Origin of the sequence: Streptomyces sp. NPDC048504, from assembly GCF_043200035.1 — a bacterium.
In the GTDB taxonomy this organism is placed as follows: domain Bacteria; phylum Actinomycetota; class Actinomycetes; order Streptomycetales; family Streptomycetaceae; genus Streptomyces.
In genome coordinates this window covers 172,080-188,913 of sequence record NZ_JBICXA010000022.1, presented here as the reverse complement: position 1 = coordinate 188,913, position 16,834 = coordinate 172,080, and the positions used below count along the sequence as shown (strand labels likewise).

General features: G+C 70.2%; 12 protein-coding genes. 7 read left to right on the top strand and 5 right to left on the bottom strand.

The window, feature by feature from the left end:
* Positions 1-249: 249 nt before the first annotated feature.
* Positions 250-2,964, top strand: coding sequence for a SpoIIE family protein phosphatase (locus ACGFY9_RS42330; protein WP_393763456.1), 2,715 nt, complete (start codon positions 250-252; stop codon positions 2,962-2,964).
* A gap of 47 nt (positions 2,965-3,011) precedes the next feature.
* Here the strand turns inward: ACGFY9_RS42330 and ACGFY9_RS42325 are convergent, their stop codons facing one another.
* Positions 3,012-4,541, bottom strand: a complete 1,530-nt coding sequence (locus ACGFY9_RS42325; protein ID WP_393763540.1) for a hypothetical protein — start codon at positions 4,539-4,541, stop codon at positions 3,012-3,014.
* Positions 4,542-4,866: 325 nt separating this feature from the next.
* On the opposite strand from ACGFY9_RS42325, the gene ACGFY9_RS42320 reads away from it, so the two are divergent.
* The 3 genes from ACGFY9_RS42320 (at position 4,867) to ACGFY9_RS42310 (ending at position 7,476) form a co-directional block, all read left to right on the top strand.
* Complete coding sequence (locus tag ACGFY9_RS42320) at positions 4,867-6,111, top strand: hypothetical protein (RefSeq protein ID WP_393763454.1); 1,245 nt, start codon at positions 4,867-4,869, stop codon at positions 6,109-6,111.
* 82 nt (positions 6,112-6,193) lie between these two features.
* Positions 6,194-6,481 carry a hypothetical protein gene (locus ACGFY9_RS42315; protein ID WP_393763452.1) on the top strand — a complete coding sequence of 96 codons (288 nt, stop codon included), beginning with the start codon at positions 6,194-6,196 and terminating at the stop codon, positions 6,479-6,481.
* Entirely contained in the window at positions 6,478-7,476 is a 999-nt protein-coding gene (locus ACGFY9_RS42310) for a phosphotransferase family protein (protein ID WP_393763450.1), read from the top strand. Before ACGFY9_RS42315 ends, ACGFY9_RS42310 begins: the two co-directional genes overlap by 4 nt.
* On the opposite strand, the gene ACGFY9_RS42305 is transcribed toward ACGFY9_RS42310, so the two are convergent.
* Genes ACGFY9_RS42305 through ACGFY9_RS42290 form a run of 4 tightly spaced genes read right to left on the bottom strand, consistent with a single transcriptional unit; the run spans position 7,451 to position 11,297 of the window.
* Positions 7,451-8,227, bottom strand: coding sequence for a succinate dehydrogenase/fumarate reductase iron-sulfur subunit (locus ACGFY9_RS42305; RefSeq protein ID WP_393763448.1), 777 nt, complete (start codon positions 8,225-8,227; stop codon positions 7,451-7,453). The two genes, ACGFY9_RS42310 and ACGFY9_RS42305, sit on opposite strands and share 26 nt — an antisense overlap.
* Positions 8,224-10,167, bottom strand: coding sequence for a fumarate reductase/succinate dehydrogenase flavoprotein subunit (locus ACGFY9_RS42300; protein ID WP_393763446.1), 1,944 nt, complete (start codon positions 10,165-10,167; stop codon positions 8,224-8,226). Before ACGFY9_RS42300 ends, ACGFY9_RS42305 begins: the two co-directional genes overlap by 4 nt.
* Positions 10,167-10,988: a hypothetical protein gene (locus tag ACGFY9_RS42295; protein WP_266861771.1), complete on the bottom strand. Its 822-nt coding sequence runs from the start codon at positions 10,986-10,988 to the stop codon at positions 10,167-10,169. Before ACGFY9_RS42295 ends, ACGFY9_RS42300 begins: the two co-directional genes overlap by 1 nt.
* A gap of 18 nt (positions 10,989-11,006) precedes the next feature.
* Positions 11,007-11,297 carry a hypothetical protein gene (locus ACGFY9_RS42290; protein ID WP_019058435.1) on the bottom strand — a complete coding sequence of 97 codons (291 nt, stop codon included), beginning with the start codon at positions 11,295-11,297 and terminating at the stop codon, positions 11,007-11,009.
* A 293-nt stretch (positions 11,298-11,590) separates the two neighbouring features.
* On the opposite strand from ACGFY9_RS42290, the gene ACGFY9_RS42285 reads away from it, so the two are divergent.
* The 3 genes from ACGFY9_RS42285 to typA all read left to right on the top strand — a co-directional run bounded on the left by ACGFY9_RS42285 (position 11,591) and on the right by typA (position 16,508).
* Positions 11,591-13,756, top strand: coding sequence for an ABC transporter family substrate-binding protein (locus ACGFY9_RS42285; RefSeq protein ID WP_393763443.1), 2,166 nt, complete (start codon positions 11,591-11,593; stop codon positions 13,754-13,756).
* Between the two features lie 106 nt (positions 13,757-13,862).
* Positions 13,863-14,447: a hypothetical protein gene (locus tag ACGFY9_RS42280; protein WP_393763442.1), complete on the top strand. Its 585-nt coding sequence runs from the start codon at positions 13,863-13,865 to the stop codon at positions 14,445-14,447.
* A gap of 153 nt (positions 14,448-14,600) precedes the next feature.
* Positions 14,601-16,508 (top strand): translational GTPase TypA, encoded by a 1,908-nt coding sequence (typA, locus tag ACGFY9_RS42275; protein WP_393763440.1) that lies wholly within the window; start codon positions 14,601-14,603, stop codon positions 16,506-16,508.
* Positions 16,509-16,834: the final 326 nt, after the last annotated feature.

Genomic DNA, 16,834 nt, shown 5'->3' with positions numbered 1-16,834 from the left:
ACAGCTGTACGAACCGGACAGCCGTGTCCACCGACTGGTTCAGGCCTGTGACGGTTGTCGATCGGCGTGGTTCGACTGCGTGTCCGCTGGTTAGAAGACTGGGAGTGTTGTCGCGGGCAGGTCCGAAATGCATCGGGATTGTCCTGTGATCGTGAACACCGTGTTGTGCGGCGCCGTAGTGCTGGATACTGCGGGCAGCCGCCCCCGGTGACCGGTGCCGGACGCGGTGAGCTGGAGGGGACGGTTCGCGTGAGCGAGATACCAGCGAAGGCCACGGAGTCCGAGGACCCGTCGGACCGCGCGAGGGCTGAGGCCCCGGGTCACATCGACGTGCCCGGAGGCGACGGCGTGTCCGCCGCCGACGTCATGTCGGGTGTGCCCGGCGGCGACGCGATGACCGTCGGCGACGCCATGTGGCAGAGCAGCCCACCCGGCTCGATCTACGATTACATCAAGGTCGCCTCCTTCTCCATAGGCCCCGACGGGCTCGTCGACCAGTGGAGCCTGCGGGCCGAGCAGCTGTTCGGCATCCCCACGGAGCGCGCGGTGGGCATGGATCCCATCGAGGCGTTCGTCGACCCCGAACTGCACGAGCGCGGCCAGCGGAAGATGGCCGAGATCCTGGACGGCCGGGAGTGGACCGGAGTGGTCCCCTTCAAGGTGCCGGGGACCGCCGGCGGCGAACCGGGCAAGGAGGGGCTCGCCGAGGTCTATGTGATGCCGACCCGGACCGAGGAGGGCGAGCGGGCCGCCGTCTGCATCGTCGTCGACGTCCGCATCCTGCGCCGGATCGAGACCGATCTCGCCGCCTCGCAGTCGATATTCGGTCAATCTCCGTTCGGGTTCCTGCTGATCGACCCCGACCTGCGGGTCCGGCGGGCCAACCAGCAGATCGCCAACACCTTCGGCGGCAGCCCCGAGGACCACCGCGGCCGGGGCGTCCACGACTATCTGCAGAGCCCCGAGGCCGAGCGGGTCACCGCGACCCTGCGCCGCGTCCTGGAGACCGGCAACTCCATCACGGACATGCATGTCACCGGCCTCGTGCCGGGCTCCGAGGAACGCCGCCACTGGTCCATCAACCTCTATCGCGTGCACAGCGGCAGCGGCCGCCCCATCGGCATCGCCTGGCTCGGCACCGACGTCACCGCCCGCCGCGCCGCCGCCCGCGAGGCCGCCTCCGCGCGGCGCAATCTCGCCCTTCTGAACGAGGCCGGCGCCCGCATCGGGAACTCCCTCGACCTGGAGACCACGGCCCGCGAACTCCTCGACGTCGTCGTCCCCGGCTTCTGCGACCTCGCGACCGTCGATCTCTACCAGGGCCTGCTGGCCGGCGACGAGACCCCGCCAGGCCGTGCCGACGGCAGCGCGGAGCTCCGCCGGGTGGCCTTCGCCAGCGCGGTCTCCGACGCCCCGTTCGTCGGCGGCGGCGCACCCGTGGCCGTGAACGCGGTCCACCACTACCCCTTCAACTCGCCCTGCGCGGACGCCCTGCGCACCGCCCGCCCGCAGTACGTCCCCGCCGAGGAGGGCGGCCCGGTCCAGTCCACGCTGGCCGTGCCGATGGTCGCCCACGACACCGTCGTAGGACTCGCGCAGTTCGCCCGTACGAAGGGCAGCGAGCCGTTCGGGGACCGGGACCGGGATCTCGCGGTGGAGCTGGCGGCGCGGGCCGCCGTCTGTATCGACAACGCGCGGCTGTACCGGCGTGAGCACGAACGGGCGTTGATACTGCAGCGGTCCCTCCTCCCGCCCGGCGACCCGGAGGCATCCGGCCTCGACATCGCCTGCCGCTACCTGCCCGGGAACGCGGCGACGGAGGTCGGCGGCGACTGGTTCGACGTCATCGAACTCCCCGGCCACCGCACGGCGTTGGTGGTGGGAGACGTGATGGGACGTGGTCTACGCGCGGCGGTGGCGATGGGCGAACTCCGCACGGCCGTCCGCACGTTGGCCCTCCTCGACCTCGAACCGGCCGAGGTCCTCTCGGCGTTGGACGAGATCGCGCGAGGCCTCGGCACCCCCGGCGGAGTCCAACAGGCCACCCGGGCGGCCCGCCGCCCCCGCGAGGCGGACCTCGCGGAGGTGTATCTCGCGACCTGTATCTACGCGGTCTACGACTCGGTGACCAGGCGCTGCACGTTCGCCAACGCGGGCCACCTCCCGCCGGTCCTGGTGGAACCGGGCGAGGCCGCGCTGATGCTCGACGTCCCGCCCGGCATGCCCCTGGGGGTCGGCGGCGAGCCCTTCGAGGAGGTGGAGGTCGAACTCCCCGAAGGCGCGCTCCTGGCGCTCTACACGGATGGACTGGTCGAATCCCGCGACCACCCCCTGGACGAGGGCCTCCAGGCGTTCGTGGGCGCTCTGACGGACCCGGCGACCCGTGGTTCGTCCGACGGCGGCCCGTCCCCCGCGGCGGCACTGAACGCCGAGACCCACCGCGACCTGGAAGACGTCTGCGACCACGTCCTCAGCACCCTCGACACCCACCACGGCGAGGACGACATCGCGCTCCTCATGGCCCGCGTCCAGGGCCTGCCGGCCGACTCGGTCGGCGACTGGACCCTGCCGCGCGAACCCCGCAGCGTGGGCCGCGCCCGCGAGTACGCCCGCGCCCGACTCCAGTCCTGGGACCTCGAACCCCTCATCGACACCGCCGAGTTGCTCGTCAGCGAACTGGTGACGAACGCGCTGCGGTACGGCGAGGGCGACATCAGGCTCCGTCTCCTGCTGGACCGCACCCTGGTGTGCGAGGTCTGGGACGCGGGCCTGGTCCAGCCCCGCCGCCGCCGCGCCCGCGACACGGACGAGGGCGGCCGGGGCCTGCAACTGGTCGGCCTCCTGTCGGCGGCCTGGGGCTCCCGCCGGACGCCACGCGGCAAGACGGTGTGGTTCGAACTGCCGTTGCCGGACGGGGAGAACGGGGTGGTGGATCCGGCGGAGGCGTTGCTGAGCCTGTTCTGAGGGCGGTCAGCTGCGGATGTGGCTTGGCCGGTCTCCATTGCGGTGTTCTACGTCGGCGGAAGGACGCGGCGTTTCCGTGTGGCCGGTCCGCCGAAGGTGAGGGGCGGGCCGCCGTCCGGGTCCTCGCCGAGGAGGATCCCGCCGAGGACCGCCCCGCCGACCCCGCTCGTGTGCTCGGCGGCACCGGCGTACGGGTTCCCGTGCACGCGGACGTCCCGCTCGGCCGACTCGCGGGCCTCCAGCGCGGGTACGTCGGCCGCGGCCGGGTCGGTGGTGAGCAGCAGCTCCGCTTCGGCCAGCCGGGTGCGGGCTTCCACGCCCACGGCACCCCGGTGCGTCGCCACGAAACCGTCCGCCGAGCCCACGTCACTCCGCCCGACGAGCCACGCGGCGGCGCCGAGGACCCCGTCCCGCGCCCCGCCCAGCGGCAGCATGGCCTGGACGACGCGGCGCAGGGCGTCGAGGGGGTCGTAGCCGTCGGGGCGGTCACCGGTCAGTTCCTCTCGTACGGCGGCGAGGGTGGTGTGGGCGTGGGCGAGGTGGGTGCGGAGCGGCCCTGTCGGTGACTTGGCCGTTGCCGTTGCCGTTGCCCTTGCGATGCAGGATTCGGCGCCGGTGAGTGTGGCGGGCACCAACTCCGCTGCGGCGGCGAGTGAGTTGGCGAGCCGGTCGACGTCGTTCAGGAGGACGCCGGCCTGACTGATGGCGCCCTCGGCGGCGCGGAGGGAGCGTATGGCCTCGCCGGTGTGTCCCAAGTCGGCTGCCTGACGGGCCTGGTTGAGGTGGGTGGTGGCGAACACGAGCCGGTCCTTGGCCTGTTCGACGTACCCGGTGACGGAGGCGGTCGAGGTTGCGGGTGCCGGGTAGCGGGCGTGCAGGTCGGCGAGGGTGGCGTCCGCGCCCCCTGTGCGGCCGGCCAGCTCGCGGAACCGGGCCTCCGCGACGCCGAGCGCTTCGTTCATCTCCTGCTCCAACGCCCGGAGTTGATCGAAGGCGGGCGCTTCGGTGTCCAGCCGCCGCCCGGCTTCGGCACACCGTCCGACGATGCCGGCGAGGGCCTGCCGCCGGGCGGCTTCTTCCTTCGGTTCCGGGACGCCCCGGTCGTAGCGCAGGCGTATCGCGAAGGCGGCGGAGAGTTCGCGCTCGGCGTCCCGCAGGGCCCGTACGAACGGTTCGACGGCCGTCGCCCCGAACCGGGCCTCGACGAAGGCGAGTTCCTCACTGCTGGTGCGCAGGCAGTCGTCGGCCTGGACGAGGGCGGCACCGGCCTGGCGTTCCAGTACGGGGAGCGGGGTGACGGGGGGTTGGGGTGAGACGACACCGGCACCGGGGGTCGTACGGGTACGGGCCCTACGGGTGCGCCGCACATACCCGTACCCCGCGAGTACGGCTACTCCGCCGACGGCGACGAGGGGGAGGACGAGGTCGGCGCCGGAGGTCGTCCCCTCGGCCTGCTGCTGCCCCTGTCCGCCCGCACCGGCGACGGGCCCACCCCGGGCGGCCGCAACCGGAACATCCGCGTTGATCGTCATCACCGGCAACACCAGCCACACGACGCCGACCGCCCCACCCAGCACGGCATGCCCCACCCGCACGGATATGTGGGAGGTCCCGCGCCGCGGCCGGCCCCGTATCAAGGATGACGTCACATTTCGGAGCGTATGAGCAGGATTGCGGGCGCGCGACCGGGGTGGGCCTGGGGTGGGATGTCGGGGCGTGTGTGGTGCGAGGGGTTCAGCTAGGGGGAGGGGCGGCACGGGGATGGGGCACGCAGGGGATTCGGGGGCGAGGTCGGGGATGGGCTCGGGGGGAGTGGGGGAAGGGGGAGCGGAGGCTGCGACGGCTGGGCTGGGGATAGGTGGGGGAGGCGTGCCGGCGGGTGCGGGTGATCCGGATCCGGAGATGCGTGGGGGAGACCCACCTGCGGGTCTGGAGGAAGGAGAGCGGGAAGCGGCGGCCGGTCCGGGGGACGGGGACGTGCCAGTTGGTCCGGAACCCGGGGAACCGGAGATCGGGAAGCGCGGCGGGAGCGAAGCGACCGTCGGGTCTGCGGGGACCGATTCACCGGAGGTCGCCGGCGGTGGCGTACCCCCACAAGGGCCACCCGCGGCCGACGACGAAAGTAGTACGGGTGGGCGGGGTGGGAAAACCAGGTGGGTTCGGCGGAGCCTCGTCGCGCTTGTGCTTGCCCTGTTGCTTCCTGCCCTCGGCGCCGAGATCGCCCTCCGCGTGAATTACGCCGGTGAGCTGTCCGACGGCACGTACACCCGGGGCCAGGACGCGATCTGGCTGGGCCACGCGTGGGTGGACGGGCGCAAGACCGACGCGGACTTCGCAGCGCTGGCCGGTCGGCTGAAAAGCGCCGGTATCCACGATCTGTACGTCCATTCAGGCCCCCTGGAGCACGACGGCACCCTCCCGGCGTCGGACTATCCCAGGGCGGCCTGGTTGATCGAGTCGGTGCACAGGGAACTTCCCGGGGTCCGGGTACAGGCCTGGCTGGGCGACAAGCTCGCCACCGAGAGCCCGGACGGCCTGCGCCTGCAGAACCCCGCGACCCGCACAGCGATCGTCGCCTCGACCCGCCAGATCCTCGCCGCCGGCTTCGAGGGCGCCCACTTCGACCTGGAACCCCTCCACTCCGGCGACGCCGACTACCTCGACCTCCTCGACAGACTCCACGAGGTCACCCGGGCCCACGACGCCCAACTCTCCGTCGCCGCCCACCAGATCGACCCGCTCCCCGCCTTCCACTCCTTCTGGGGCACCGTCACCAACCACCCCAAGTGGTGGTCGCAGGCGTACTTCGGCCAGGTCGCCCGCCGCGTCGACCAGATCGCCGTCATGTCGTACGACACGATGCAACCCCTGCAGAGCCTCTACGGCGGCTACGTCGCCCAACAGACCTCGCTCGCCCTGGAGGTCACCCCGGACTCCACCGACCTCCTCATGGGCCTGCCCTTCTTCCACGAGAACCGCTTCGGCCACCGCGGCGCCGCCGAGACCGTCCCCGCCGCCGTACGCGGCGTCCGCCTCGGCCTGTCCCGCACGGACGCGGACCGTACGAACTTCGGCGTCGCCCTGTACGTCGACTTCGCGGCGACGGAGGCGGACTGGACGGCGTACCGGGAGGGCTGGGTGCGCTGAGCGCGCGCTCAAGTTCCCTGAAAATACGGTGCTGTTCACAGCCAGGGGTGCGATGATCCAGCACGTCTGATGGGGGTGGGCGATGGTGTGGACCGTAATCGGTGCGGTGGCCATTGTGGCGATGGCGACGCCCGGAGTGATTGCGCTGACGACCGGCTGGCTGCCGCCGGCACTGCGGGCCAGAGTCGTACGGCCGGACCTGTGGGGGTACGGCGCGCTGATGTCGGCCGTGGGCCTGGCGACGGAGATGTGCCTGCGCTGGCTGGGGCACTCGCAGGCGCTGCTCGACTTCCTGGGACCGCTGGGCCTTGTCCTGATCCTCTCCGGCTTCCTGCTCCAGTCGCGCGCCCGGCGTCCCGCGACCCTGTGACCAGCACGCGCAAGTCCCTCACCCGCGACGACCTGGCACCGCTCGCCCGGTCCGCCCTCGGCCGCACTCCGACGACCGTCACCCGCATCCGGGGCGGCTCGAAGAAGGGCGTCTACAGGCTTGCCTTCGAGGACGGTTCGACCGCGGTCGCCTACGTTTGGTCCCCCGAGGAGGACCTCTGGGACGCCGGCCCCGGCGACCCCCGCGACCCCTTCTCCCACGCCTCCGGCCTCCCCCTCTTCACCGCGGCGGCGAACCGCCTCGCCGCGGCCGGCGTCCGCGCCCCCCGACTCCTCCACGCCGACCCCACGCACACCCACCTCCCGGCGGACGTGGCGATCGTCGAGGACCTCCCGGGCGGCACCCTGGAGGACCTGCTGAACGGCGCCCCGGCCGCCGTAAAGGCGGAGGCACTGGAGCGGATGACGGCCCTGCTCGACACCCTGCACGCCTGCACGGGTCCGCGCTTCGGCAAGGTCGTGGTCGTCGACAACGGCGGTTCCTCGTACGGGAGGTCATGCGAGAAGATCGTCGTCGCACGCGCCCTGAGCGACCTCGACGAACTCGCCGGCCGCGAGCCCCGAGTCACCGCTGTCCACACCCGACTGGCCGACTGGCTAAGGGGGTTGGCCGCGCAGATCCGCCCCCGCGCCGAGCCCCCCACCCTCATCCACGGCGAACTCGGCCCCGACCACGTCCGCGTGACCCCCGACGGAGACCTCGCCCTCATCGACATCGAGGGCCTCATGTACTTCGACGCCGAGTGGGAACACGCCTTCCTCCGCCTGCGCTTCGGCCCCCACTACGACGCCCTGCTCACCGAGGGCCTGGACGAGGACCGCCTGCGCCTGTACCGCCTGGCGATGCACCTCTCCCTCGTGGCAGGCCCCCTCCGCCTCCTCGACGTCGGGGACTTCCACGACCCGGAGTTCATGCGCGGCATCGCCGAGCACAACCTCGGCCAGGTCCTCAGCTTTCTGAAGAACGCCTCCTGATCTTCGACCCCAGCCACACCAGCGGGTCGTACTTGCGGTCAACCGCCCGTTCCTTCAAGGGAATCAGGGCGTTGTCCGTGATGTGGATGCCCTCGGGGCAGACCTCGGTGCAGCACTTGGTGATGTTGCAGTAGCCGAGGCCGTGTTCGTCCTGGGCGGTCTTCTTGCGGTCGAGGCCGGAGTCCGCCGCCGCGTCCAGCGGGTGCATGTCCAACTCCGCGACCCGCATGAGGAATCGGGGGCCCGCGAACGCCGTCTTGTTCTCCTCGTGGTCGCGGACGACGTGGCAGGTGTCCTGGCACAGGAAGCACTCGATGCACTTGCGGAACTCCTGCGAGCGGTCGACGTCCTCCTGCATCATCCGGTACTCGCCGAGACCCACCCCCTCCGGCGGCACGAACGCCGGAACCTCCCTGGCCTTCTGGTAGTTGAAGCCGACGTCCGTGACCAGGTCGCGGATGACGGGGAAGGCGCGGAGCGGGGTGACCGTGATCGTCTCCTCGCGGGTGAACACCGACATGCGGGTCATGCACATCAGCCGGGGGCGCCCGTTGATCTCCGCCGAGCACGAACCGCACTTGCCCGCCTTGCAGTTCCAGCGCACGGCGAGGTCGGAGGCCTGGGTGGCCTGGATGCGGTGGATGATGTCGAGGATCACCTCGCCGTCGTTGACCTCGACCTTGAAGTCCTCCAGGTCGCCGCCCTTGACGTCCCCCCGCCACACCTTGAAGCGGGCCTCGTAGCTGCTCACTCGTAGAGCTCCTCTTCGGCGAGGTACTTGACCAGCTCTTCCTTCTCGAAGAGGGCGAGCAGGTCGGCGCGGATGGGGTCGGTCGTCTCGCGGGTCAGGCTGATCTGGCCGGACACCGGGTCGGTGGCCGCCAACCCGCCGTTGGGGTCGGTCAGTTGGCAGATCAGGTTGATGCGGCGCCAGTCGCGGTTCATGCCGGGGTGGTCCTCGCGGGTGTGTCCGCCGCGCGACTCGGTGCGCTCCAGCGCGGCCCGGGCCACGCACTCGCTGACCAGCAGCATGTTCCGCAGGTCCAGGGCGAGATGCCAGCCGGGGTTGAACTGGCGGTGGCCCTCGACTCCCGCCCTACGGGCCCGTACCCGGAGATCCGCCAGTTTCTCCAGCGCCTGTTCCATCTCGCCCTCGCGGCGGATGATGCCGACGAGGTCGTTCATGGTCTGCTGGAGTTCCTGGTGGAGGGTGTACGGGTTCTCCGGTGGGCGCCCGTTCTCCTTGCCGGGTTCGGGGCCCTCCGCCGAGAAGGGGCGCAGTGCCTCCGCCGCCGCCAGGTCGACCTCTGTGTCGTCCACCAGCGGGCGGCTGTCCGCCAGGTCGGCCGCGTGGTCCGCCGCGTGCCAGCCCGCCCGGCGGCCGAACACCAGCAGGTCGGACAGGGAGTTGCCGCCCAGCCGGTTGGAGCCGTGCATGCCCCCGGCCACCTCACCGGCCGCGAACAGCCCCGGTACCCCGCGTGCCGCCGCCGTGTCCGAGTCGACCGCGACACCGCCCATCACGTAGTGACAGGTCGGCCCTACCTCCATCGCCTCCGCCGTGATGTCGACGTCGGCCAGCTCCTTGAACTGGTGGTACATGGACGGGAGTCGGCGCCGGATCACCTCCGCCGGCATCCGCGTCGACACGTCCAGGAAGACCCCGCCGTGCGGCGAGCCGCGGCCCGCCTTCACCTCGGAGTTGATGGCGCGGGCGACCTCGTCGCGGGGGAGGAGTTCAGGGGGACGGCGGTTGTTGTCGGGGTCCTCGTACCAGCGGTCGCCCTCTGCCTCCGACTCGGCGTACTTCTCCTTGAAGACGTCGGGGATGTAGTCGAACATGAAGCGTTTACCCTCGGAGTTGCGCAGCACCCCGCCGTCGCCGCGCACCGACTCGGTGACGAGGATGCCCTTCACGGACGGCGGCCAGACCATGCCCGTCGGGTGGAACTGCACGAACTCCATGTTGAGCAGGGGCGCTCCGGCGAGCAGTGCCAGCGCGTGGCCGTCGCCCGTGTACTCCCACGAGTTGGACGTCACCTTGAAGGACTTGCCGATCCCGCCGGTCGCGATCACCACGGAGGGCGCCTCCAGGACGAGGAAACGGCCCGTCTCGCGCTCGTAGGCGAAGACCCCGGAGACCCGGCTGCCGTCCTTCAACACCCTTGTGACGGTGCACTCCTGATAGACCTTCAGACGGGACTCGTAGTCGCCGGTCTCCTTGTGGTCCTCCTGCTGGAGCGACACGATCTTCTGCTGGAGCGTGCGGATCAGCTCAAGTCCCGTACGGTCGCCGACGTGTGCGAGGCGCGGGTACTCGTGGCCCCCGAAGTTGCGCTGGGAGATCCTGCCGTCCTTCGTACGGTCGAAGAGGGCACCCCAGGTCTCCAACTCCCAGACGCGGTCCGGGGCTTCCTTCGCGTGCAGCTCCGACATGCGCCACTGGTTGAGGAACTTGCCGCCGCGCAGGGTGTCGCGGAAGTGGACCTGCCAGTTGTCGTGCTCGTTGACGTTGGCCATCGCCGCCGCGATGCCGCCCTCGGCCATCACCGTATGGGCCTTGCCGAACAGCGACTTGCAGATCACCGCCGTACGGGCACCGCGCTCGCGCGCCTCGATGGCGGCCCGCAGACCGGCGCCACCGGCACCGACCACGACGACGTCCCACTCCTGTCGCTCGACCACGGACATCAGAAAAACCTCGGATCGTTGAAAGCGCCGGAGGCGACCAGGTACACGTAGAAGTCGGCAGCCGCCACGCTGATCAACGACGCCCAGGCGAGCTGCATGTGACGGTTGTTCAGCTTCCCGACGAACTTCCACGCCTTGTAGCGCACGGGATGCTTGGAGAAGTGCTTGAGCTTGCCGCCGACGATGTGCCGGCAGGAGTGGCAGGACAGGGTGTACGCCCAGATCAGCACGATGTTGGCCACGAAGACGAGGGTGCCCAGGCCCATGTGGCCCCAGTGGTAGTGCTCGTCGCGGAAGGTCAGCACGGTGTCGTACGTCAGCGTGCCCGCCACCAGGAGCGCCGCGTAGAAGAAGTACCGGTGGACGTTCTGCAGGATCAGCGGGAAGCGGGTCTCACCGCTGTACTTCTTGTGCGGCTCGGCCACCGCGCAGGCCGGGGGCGAGGCCCAGAAGCCCCGGTAGTAGGCCTTGCGGTAGTAGTAGCAGGTCAGGCGGAAGCCGAGCGGGAAGATCAGGATGATGATGGCGGGGGAGATGCCCCACCAGCTCCCGAAGAGATCCGCGTTCGGGCCCGCGTGCATCGTCCGGCACCGGTCGGCCAGACAGGGCGAGTAGAACGGCGAGACATAGGGCGCCGAGTAGTAGTTCGAGTCCGCGAAGGCCCGCCAGGTCGAGTAGACGACGAAGGCCAGCAGTCCGGCGGCGGTGACGGCCGGGGCCAGCCACCAGCGGTCGGTCCGCAGATGCGGGGCGTCGATCGCGGCGCGCGTACCGGTGTGTACGCCGCCGCTCTTCGGTTGGGGTTCCGTACCAGTGGCCAAGTCAGGACTCCGGTCGGTTCAGGGTGCGTGGCGGTCGTGGGCGCCGAGTCCTTCGTCGTCCGAGTCCGTCCACAGGGTGTTGTCGTAGGGGGTGTCGGGGATGGAGACGAGATCGGGGCGCCGGGGGCGCTCGATCCCTGGTGCGGCGTCGCGCAGCAGCGCGACGCTCTCGCGTAGCCGGTCGGCGTCGGCCTTGACCCTGCGCATCTCCAGGCCGCCGCTGCCGAATTGGTTCTCCAGCCGTCCCACCGACCTGAACAGGTCGTCGAGACAGCGCTGGACTGACGTCAGTTCGTCGTGCACGGACATGACGTGACCTCACTTCCGCGGGCGTCGGCCCTGGACGGCAACGTTCATGCGCCTGCGAGTGTTGCGCGTCACACCTACCGGTGGGAAGCGGTGTGCACGGATTGGCCGGGGTGCGTTGGTGTGTACGGGGGCAGATTCGAACATTGCGCCGCACGGGTGGGCTTCCCGGCGCCCTCCGCCGTGTCTCCCCCCATGGCCGAACCGTTTCCTCTTCAGTGGCCGCAAAGATCTGATCAGCACCATATACGGCCAAAAGTGATCAGAAGTCCCGCGGTTTACCGGAGGTAGCAGTGATGTCCCACGACGGCGTCAGACTGCGCGCGGTCATGCGCTCGGTCGCCTTCCTCACCGCGGGCGCGCTCGCGGTGCCCACCCTCGCGGCATGCGGTTCCGACGACGAATCGGGCAAGCCGCTGGCCGGCCAGGACATCGCCCCCGTCGGCCGTGACCTGGTCGCCGACGGTGGCACCCTGAACTGGGCCGTCGACGACGTACCGGAGACCCTCAACACCTTCCAGTCGGACGCCGACGACGCCACCACCCGCGTCGCCCAGGCCGTCCTGCCCGCCATGTTCCGGCTCGACGCGCAGGGCCGCCCGCAGCGCGACGCCGACTACCTGGAGTCCGCGAAGGTCGTCGACACCGAGCCCAAGGAGGTCGTCCTCTACAAGCTCGACCAGCAGGCCGTGTGGAGCGACGGCCGCGAGATCGGCGCCGCCGACTTCGCCGCCCAGTGGCGCGCCCTGTCCGGCAAGGACTCCGCGTACTGGACCGCGCGCAACGCCGGCTACGACCGCATCGAGAAGATCGAGCGCGGCGCCAACAACCTTGAGGTCAAGGTCACCTTCAGCAGGCCGTACGCCGACTGGAAGGCGCTGTTCTCGCCGCTGTATCCCAAGGACGTCATGGGCACCCCGGACGCCTTCAACGACGGCGCGCGCCGCAAGCTGAAGGTCACCGCCGGCGCCTTCGGGGTGCAGAAGATCGACCGCAAGGACAAGGAGATCGTCCTCGCCCGCAACCCGCACTGGTGGGGCCGGCCCGCGAAGCTCTCCCAGATCGTGCTGCACGCCGTACCGCTTGACAAGCGGGCCGCGGCGCTCGCCGACGGCACGGTCGACCTGGCCGAGATCGACCCCGCCGACGCGAGCCGGATCGCGCTCGCGGGCCGCGCCAAGGGCACCAGCACCCCGCTCCAGGGCGCGAGCCCCACGGGCAAGGACGAGAACAAGAACGAGAGCCGGCAGAAGAAGAAGCTCAGCAAGAAGGAGCGCAAGGCGGTCGCCACGTACCTGCGCCAGCAGGACGAGTTGCGCGCCTTCACCGTCCGCCGCTCCTTCGAGCCCGCGTACACCCAGCTCGCCCTCAACGGCTCCGAGGGCCCCCTCGCCGACGAGCGCGTCCGCCGTGCGGTGGCCCGCGCGCTCGACCGCACCGAGCTGGCGAAGGTCGTACTCAAGCCGCTCGGCCTGCCCGCCGTGCCGGTCGGCAGCCACCTCGCGCTCTCCGGGCAGGCCGCGTACGCCGACAACAGCGGCGCGCTCGGCGACCACGACACCGCGGAGGCGCAGGCGCTGCTCGCCGACGCCGGCTGGGTGCCCGGCGGACCGCTCAAGGACAAGGGCGAGAAGGCGGCCGGCGCCGAGAGCAAGAAGGGCAAGAAGTCCGACGACGAGGCCGAGTCCGAGGGCGGCTCCGACGGGCAGTACATCGTCGGCGAGGACAACAAGGACCCGCAGGACCACACCAAGAAGCACGGGCACGGCGACGAGGGCTCCAAGCACCTCGCCGACGGCAAGCAGTACGACGGCCGCAAGGTGAAGCAGGGCGGCGCGCCCGGCGCGTACGCCCCCAAGGGCACGGCCGCTCCGGCGGGCGCGAAGACCGGGCCGCTCGCGAAGGACGGCAAGCCGCTCACCCTCCGCTTCGTGCTCCCCTCCGGGACCGGCTCGGAGTCGCTGAGCACGGTCGCCGACAGCATCTCCCGGATGCTGGAGAAGGTCGGCATCCGCACGGAGATCACCAAGGTCTCCGACGTCAGCTACTTCAAGGACCACATCGCGTCCGGCCAGTACGACCTCGCCCTCTACTCCTGGCCCGCGTCCGCCTTCCCCGCCACCGACGCCCGCCCGATCTTCGCCAAGCCGGTCCCGGCCGCGGACGGCTCCCTGAACGTCGAGCAGAACTACACCCGCGTCGGCACCGACCAGGTCGACCAGCTCTTCGACCAGGCCGCCTCCACCCTCGACGAGGACGAGTCCGCCGCCCTGGTCCGCAAGGCCGACGCCCGCATCTGGGCGGCGGCCGGCTCGATCCCCCTCTACCAGCGCCCCCAGCTCACGGCCGCCCGCAAGACCGTCGTCAACGCCGGCTCCTTCGGCTTCCAGACCCCGGTCTACGAGGACATGGGCTTCCTGAAGAAGGGCGCCCACCCCTCGGCGAGCCCGACAAAGGACTGAGGGATTAGCATCACCCGCACATGACGAGCACGGCCGCCGTCCCGCAGCTACCTGCGGGGCGGCGGTTGTCGTACGGGGGTGGGGCATGCGGGGTTGGGGAGCGGCGGTGGCCGTGGTGGTACTGGGTGCGAGTTCGGCGGGTTGCGGAGTCACGGCGGGCAGCAGCCGGCTCTCCGCCGACGCGGCCACGATCTGCGCGCACGGGACGTACGCCTGGTCCGGCATCCGGCACGTCGAGCGGCTGACCGGGCTGCCCGACCGGATCACGTACGCCGACGGCGGATACCAGGGTGTCATCGAACCCGTCTCCGGCACCGTCTACCGCCCCACCGTGACCCACCCGCCCAAGGGCGTCGCCCCCGCCCGCGTGATCCAGGCCCTGGGCGCCCACCTCAAGACGGACAACCCGCTCGCCGGACCGTCCGAAACGGCCGGGCGCGAGGAGACGGACTTCTTCGACGAGCTCGTCGGACCCCGGCAGCCGTACTACGCCTGGGAGTCGGTCGACCTGGTGGAGGCCGACTTCACATACACCTGCGGACTGAACCCGCCGGTGCACGGCCACGTGCACACCTGGGACACCTACGGCGGTGGGTTCCTGCCCTGTTCCCAGCCCTCCGAGGGCGCCCCGGCCAAGGTCGCCGCGGCGAAGCTGTGCCCCGCCGGATCCCTTGCCGTGACCGGCGTCTGACCGGTCCCGGCGCCGCCCGTAAGGCCCTGCGGAGGCCCCTTCCCCGTACGCCACGTACGATGGGGTAAGGCCGTGGCGTGTCCAGCCCGGCAGGGTCCGCGTAACACAGACGTACGCGCAGGCCTTCCTCACTCTCCGGGAGTTCGCCGCAATATGGCCACGCGCCACGACATCCGCAACGTCGCCATCGTCGCCCACGTCGACCACGGGAAGACGACCCTCGTCGACGCCATGCTGAAGCAGGCCGGTGCCTTCGCCGCGCACGCCGCCGAATCGCTCGACGACCGAATGATGGACTCGAACGATCTGGAGCGTGAGAAGGGCATCACGATCCTGGCCAAGAACACGGCCGTGAAGTACCACCCGAAGGATGGCGGCGACGTCATCACCATCAACATCATCGACACCCCGGGCCACGCCGACTTCGGTGGCGAGGTCGAGCGCGGTCTGTCGATGGTGGACGCGGTGGTGCTGCTCGTCGACGCGTCCGAGGGCCCGCTGCCCCAGACCCGCTTCGTGCTGCGCAAGGCGCTCCAGCAGCGCCTGCCCGTCATCCTGTGCATCAACAAGACGGACCGCCCCGACTCCCGGATCGACGAGGTCGTCAACGAGACGTACGACCTGTTCCTGGACCTGGACGCGGACGAGGAGCAGATCGAGTTCCCCATCGTCTACGCGTGTGCGCGTGACGGCGTGGCCTCGCTGACCAAGCCCGAGAACGGCACCGTCCCGCAGGACAGCGACAACCTGGAGCCGTTCTTCACCACGATCCTGTCGCACGTCCCGGCCCCCGAGTTCGACGAGGCCGCCCCCCTCCAGGCGCACGTCACCAACCTGGACGCGGACAACTTTCTCGGCCGTATCGCGCTGCTCCGCGTCGAGCAGGGCGAGCTGCGCAAGGGCCAGACCGTCACGTGGATCAAGCGCGACGGCACGATGTCCAACGTGCGCATCACCGAGCTGCTGATGACCGAGGCGCTCACCCGCAAGCCGGCCGAGATGGCGGGCCCCGGTGACATCTGCGCCGTGGCCGGTATCCCGGACATCATGATCGGCGAGACCCTCGCCGACCCCGAGAACCCGATCGCGCTGCCGCTCATCACGGTCGACGAGCCGGCGATCTCCATGACCATCGGTACGAACACCTCGCCGCTCGTCGGCCGCGGCGGCACCGGCAAGGGCGCCTCCGCGAAGGCGGCCGTCAAGGACCGCAAGGTGACCGCCCGTCAGGTCAAGGACCGCCTGGACCGCGAGCTGATCGGTAACGTCTCGCTGCGCGTGCTCGACACCGAGCGTCCCGACGCCTGGGAGGTGCAGGGCCGCGGTGAGCTGGCGCTGGCCATCCTGGTCGAGCAGATGCGCCGCGAGGGCTTCGAGCTGACCATCGGCAAGCCGCAGGTCGTCACCCAGATCATCGACGGCAAGGTGCACGAGCCGGTCGAGCGCATGACGATCGACGTGCCCGAGGAGCACATGGGCGCGGTCACGCAGCTCATGGGCGTCCGCAAGGGCCGGATGGACAACATGTCGAACCACGGCTCGGGCTGGGTCCGGCTGGAGTTCGTCGTCCCGTCCCGCGGTCTCATCGGCTTCCGTACCGAGTTCCTGACCGGGACGCGCGGTACGGGCATCGCCCACTCCATCCACGAGGGCCACGAACCGTGGTTCGGTGTGCTGACGACCCGTAACAACGGTTCGCTGGTCGCCGACCGCGCCGGTGCCGTCACCGCCTTTGCGATGACGAACCTCCAGGAGCGCGGTGTGCTGTTCACCGACCCCGGCACCGAGGTGTACGAGGGCATGATCGTCGGCGAGAACTCGCGCGCCGACGACATGGACGTGAACATCACCAAGGAGAAGAAGCTCACCAACATGCGCTCGGCCGCCGCCGACTCGTTCGAGGCGATCGTGCCGCCGCGCAAGCTCTCGCTGGAGCAGTCCCTGGAGTTCTGCCGCGACGACGAGTGCGTCGAGGTGACCCCGGAGGCCGTTCGCATCCGCAAGGTCGTGCTCGACCAGAAGGAGCGCGGCCGCTCCGCGAGCCGCGCCAAGCACGGCTGACGCATACGATCGCAGGCCGTTCGAGGCGCTGTTACCGGCCAACTGAGCCCGGGTGCCCCCATCTTGGGGGTGCCCGGGCTTTTTGCAACTGATTTTCGCCCTGTTCCCCGGGACGGTCTGTCCGTAATGCGGAGATCCTCGCCCGATACCCATGTAACAAGTCCGTTTCGTGGCCTTCTCGCATCGAACAGTTTGTCCATGTTTTGGAAGATGTACGGGCGAGCTGTGACTGAATTGAGATTTAAAGACAGTGGTCGGCACCTGGCACATGGCAGATAGTTAGCCGCGTAGCGCTCGGGTCAATGGGTCAGCGCGCCGTGGGGACG

Bases quoted from the DNA above. Each gene is read 5' to 3' on its own strand.
- ACGFY9_RS42320 (WP_393763454.1), top strand. From the start codon at position 4,867: ATGCGTGGGGGAGACCCACCTGCGGGTCTGGAGGAAGGAGAGCGGGAA.
- ACGFY9_RS42315 (WP_393763452.1), top strand. From the start codon at position 6,194: ATGGTGTGGACCGTAATCGGTGCGGTGGCCATTGTGGCGATGGCGACG.
- ACGFY9_RS42300 (WP_393763446.1), bottom strand. From the start codon at position 10,167: ATGTCCGTGGTCGAGCGACAGGAGTGGGACGTCGTCGTGGTCGGTGCC.
- ACGFY9_RS42290 (WP_019058435.1), bottom strand. From the start codon at position 11,297: ATGTCCGTGCACGACGAACTGACGTCAGTCCAGCGCTGTCTCGACGAC.
- ACGFY9_RS42285 (WP_393763443.1), top strand. From the start codon at position 11,591: ATGTCCCACGACGGCGTCAGACTGCGCGCGGTCATGCGCTCGGTCGCC.
- typA (WP_393763440.1), top strand. From the start codon at position 14,601: ATGGCCACGCGCCACGACATCCGCAACGTCGCCATCGTCGCCCACGTC.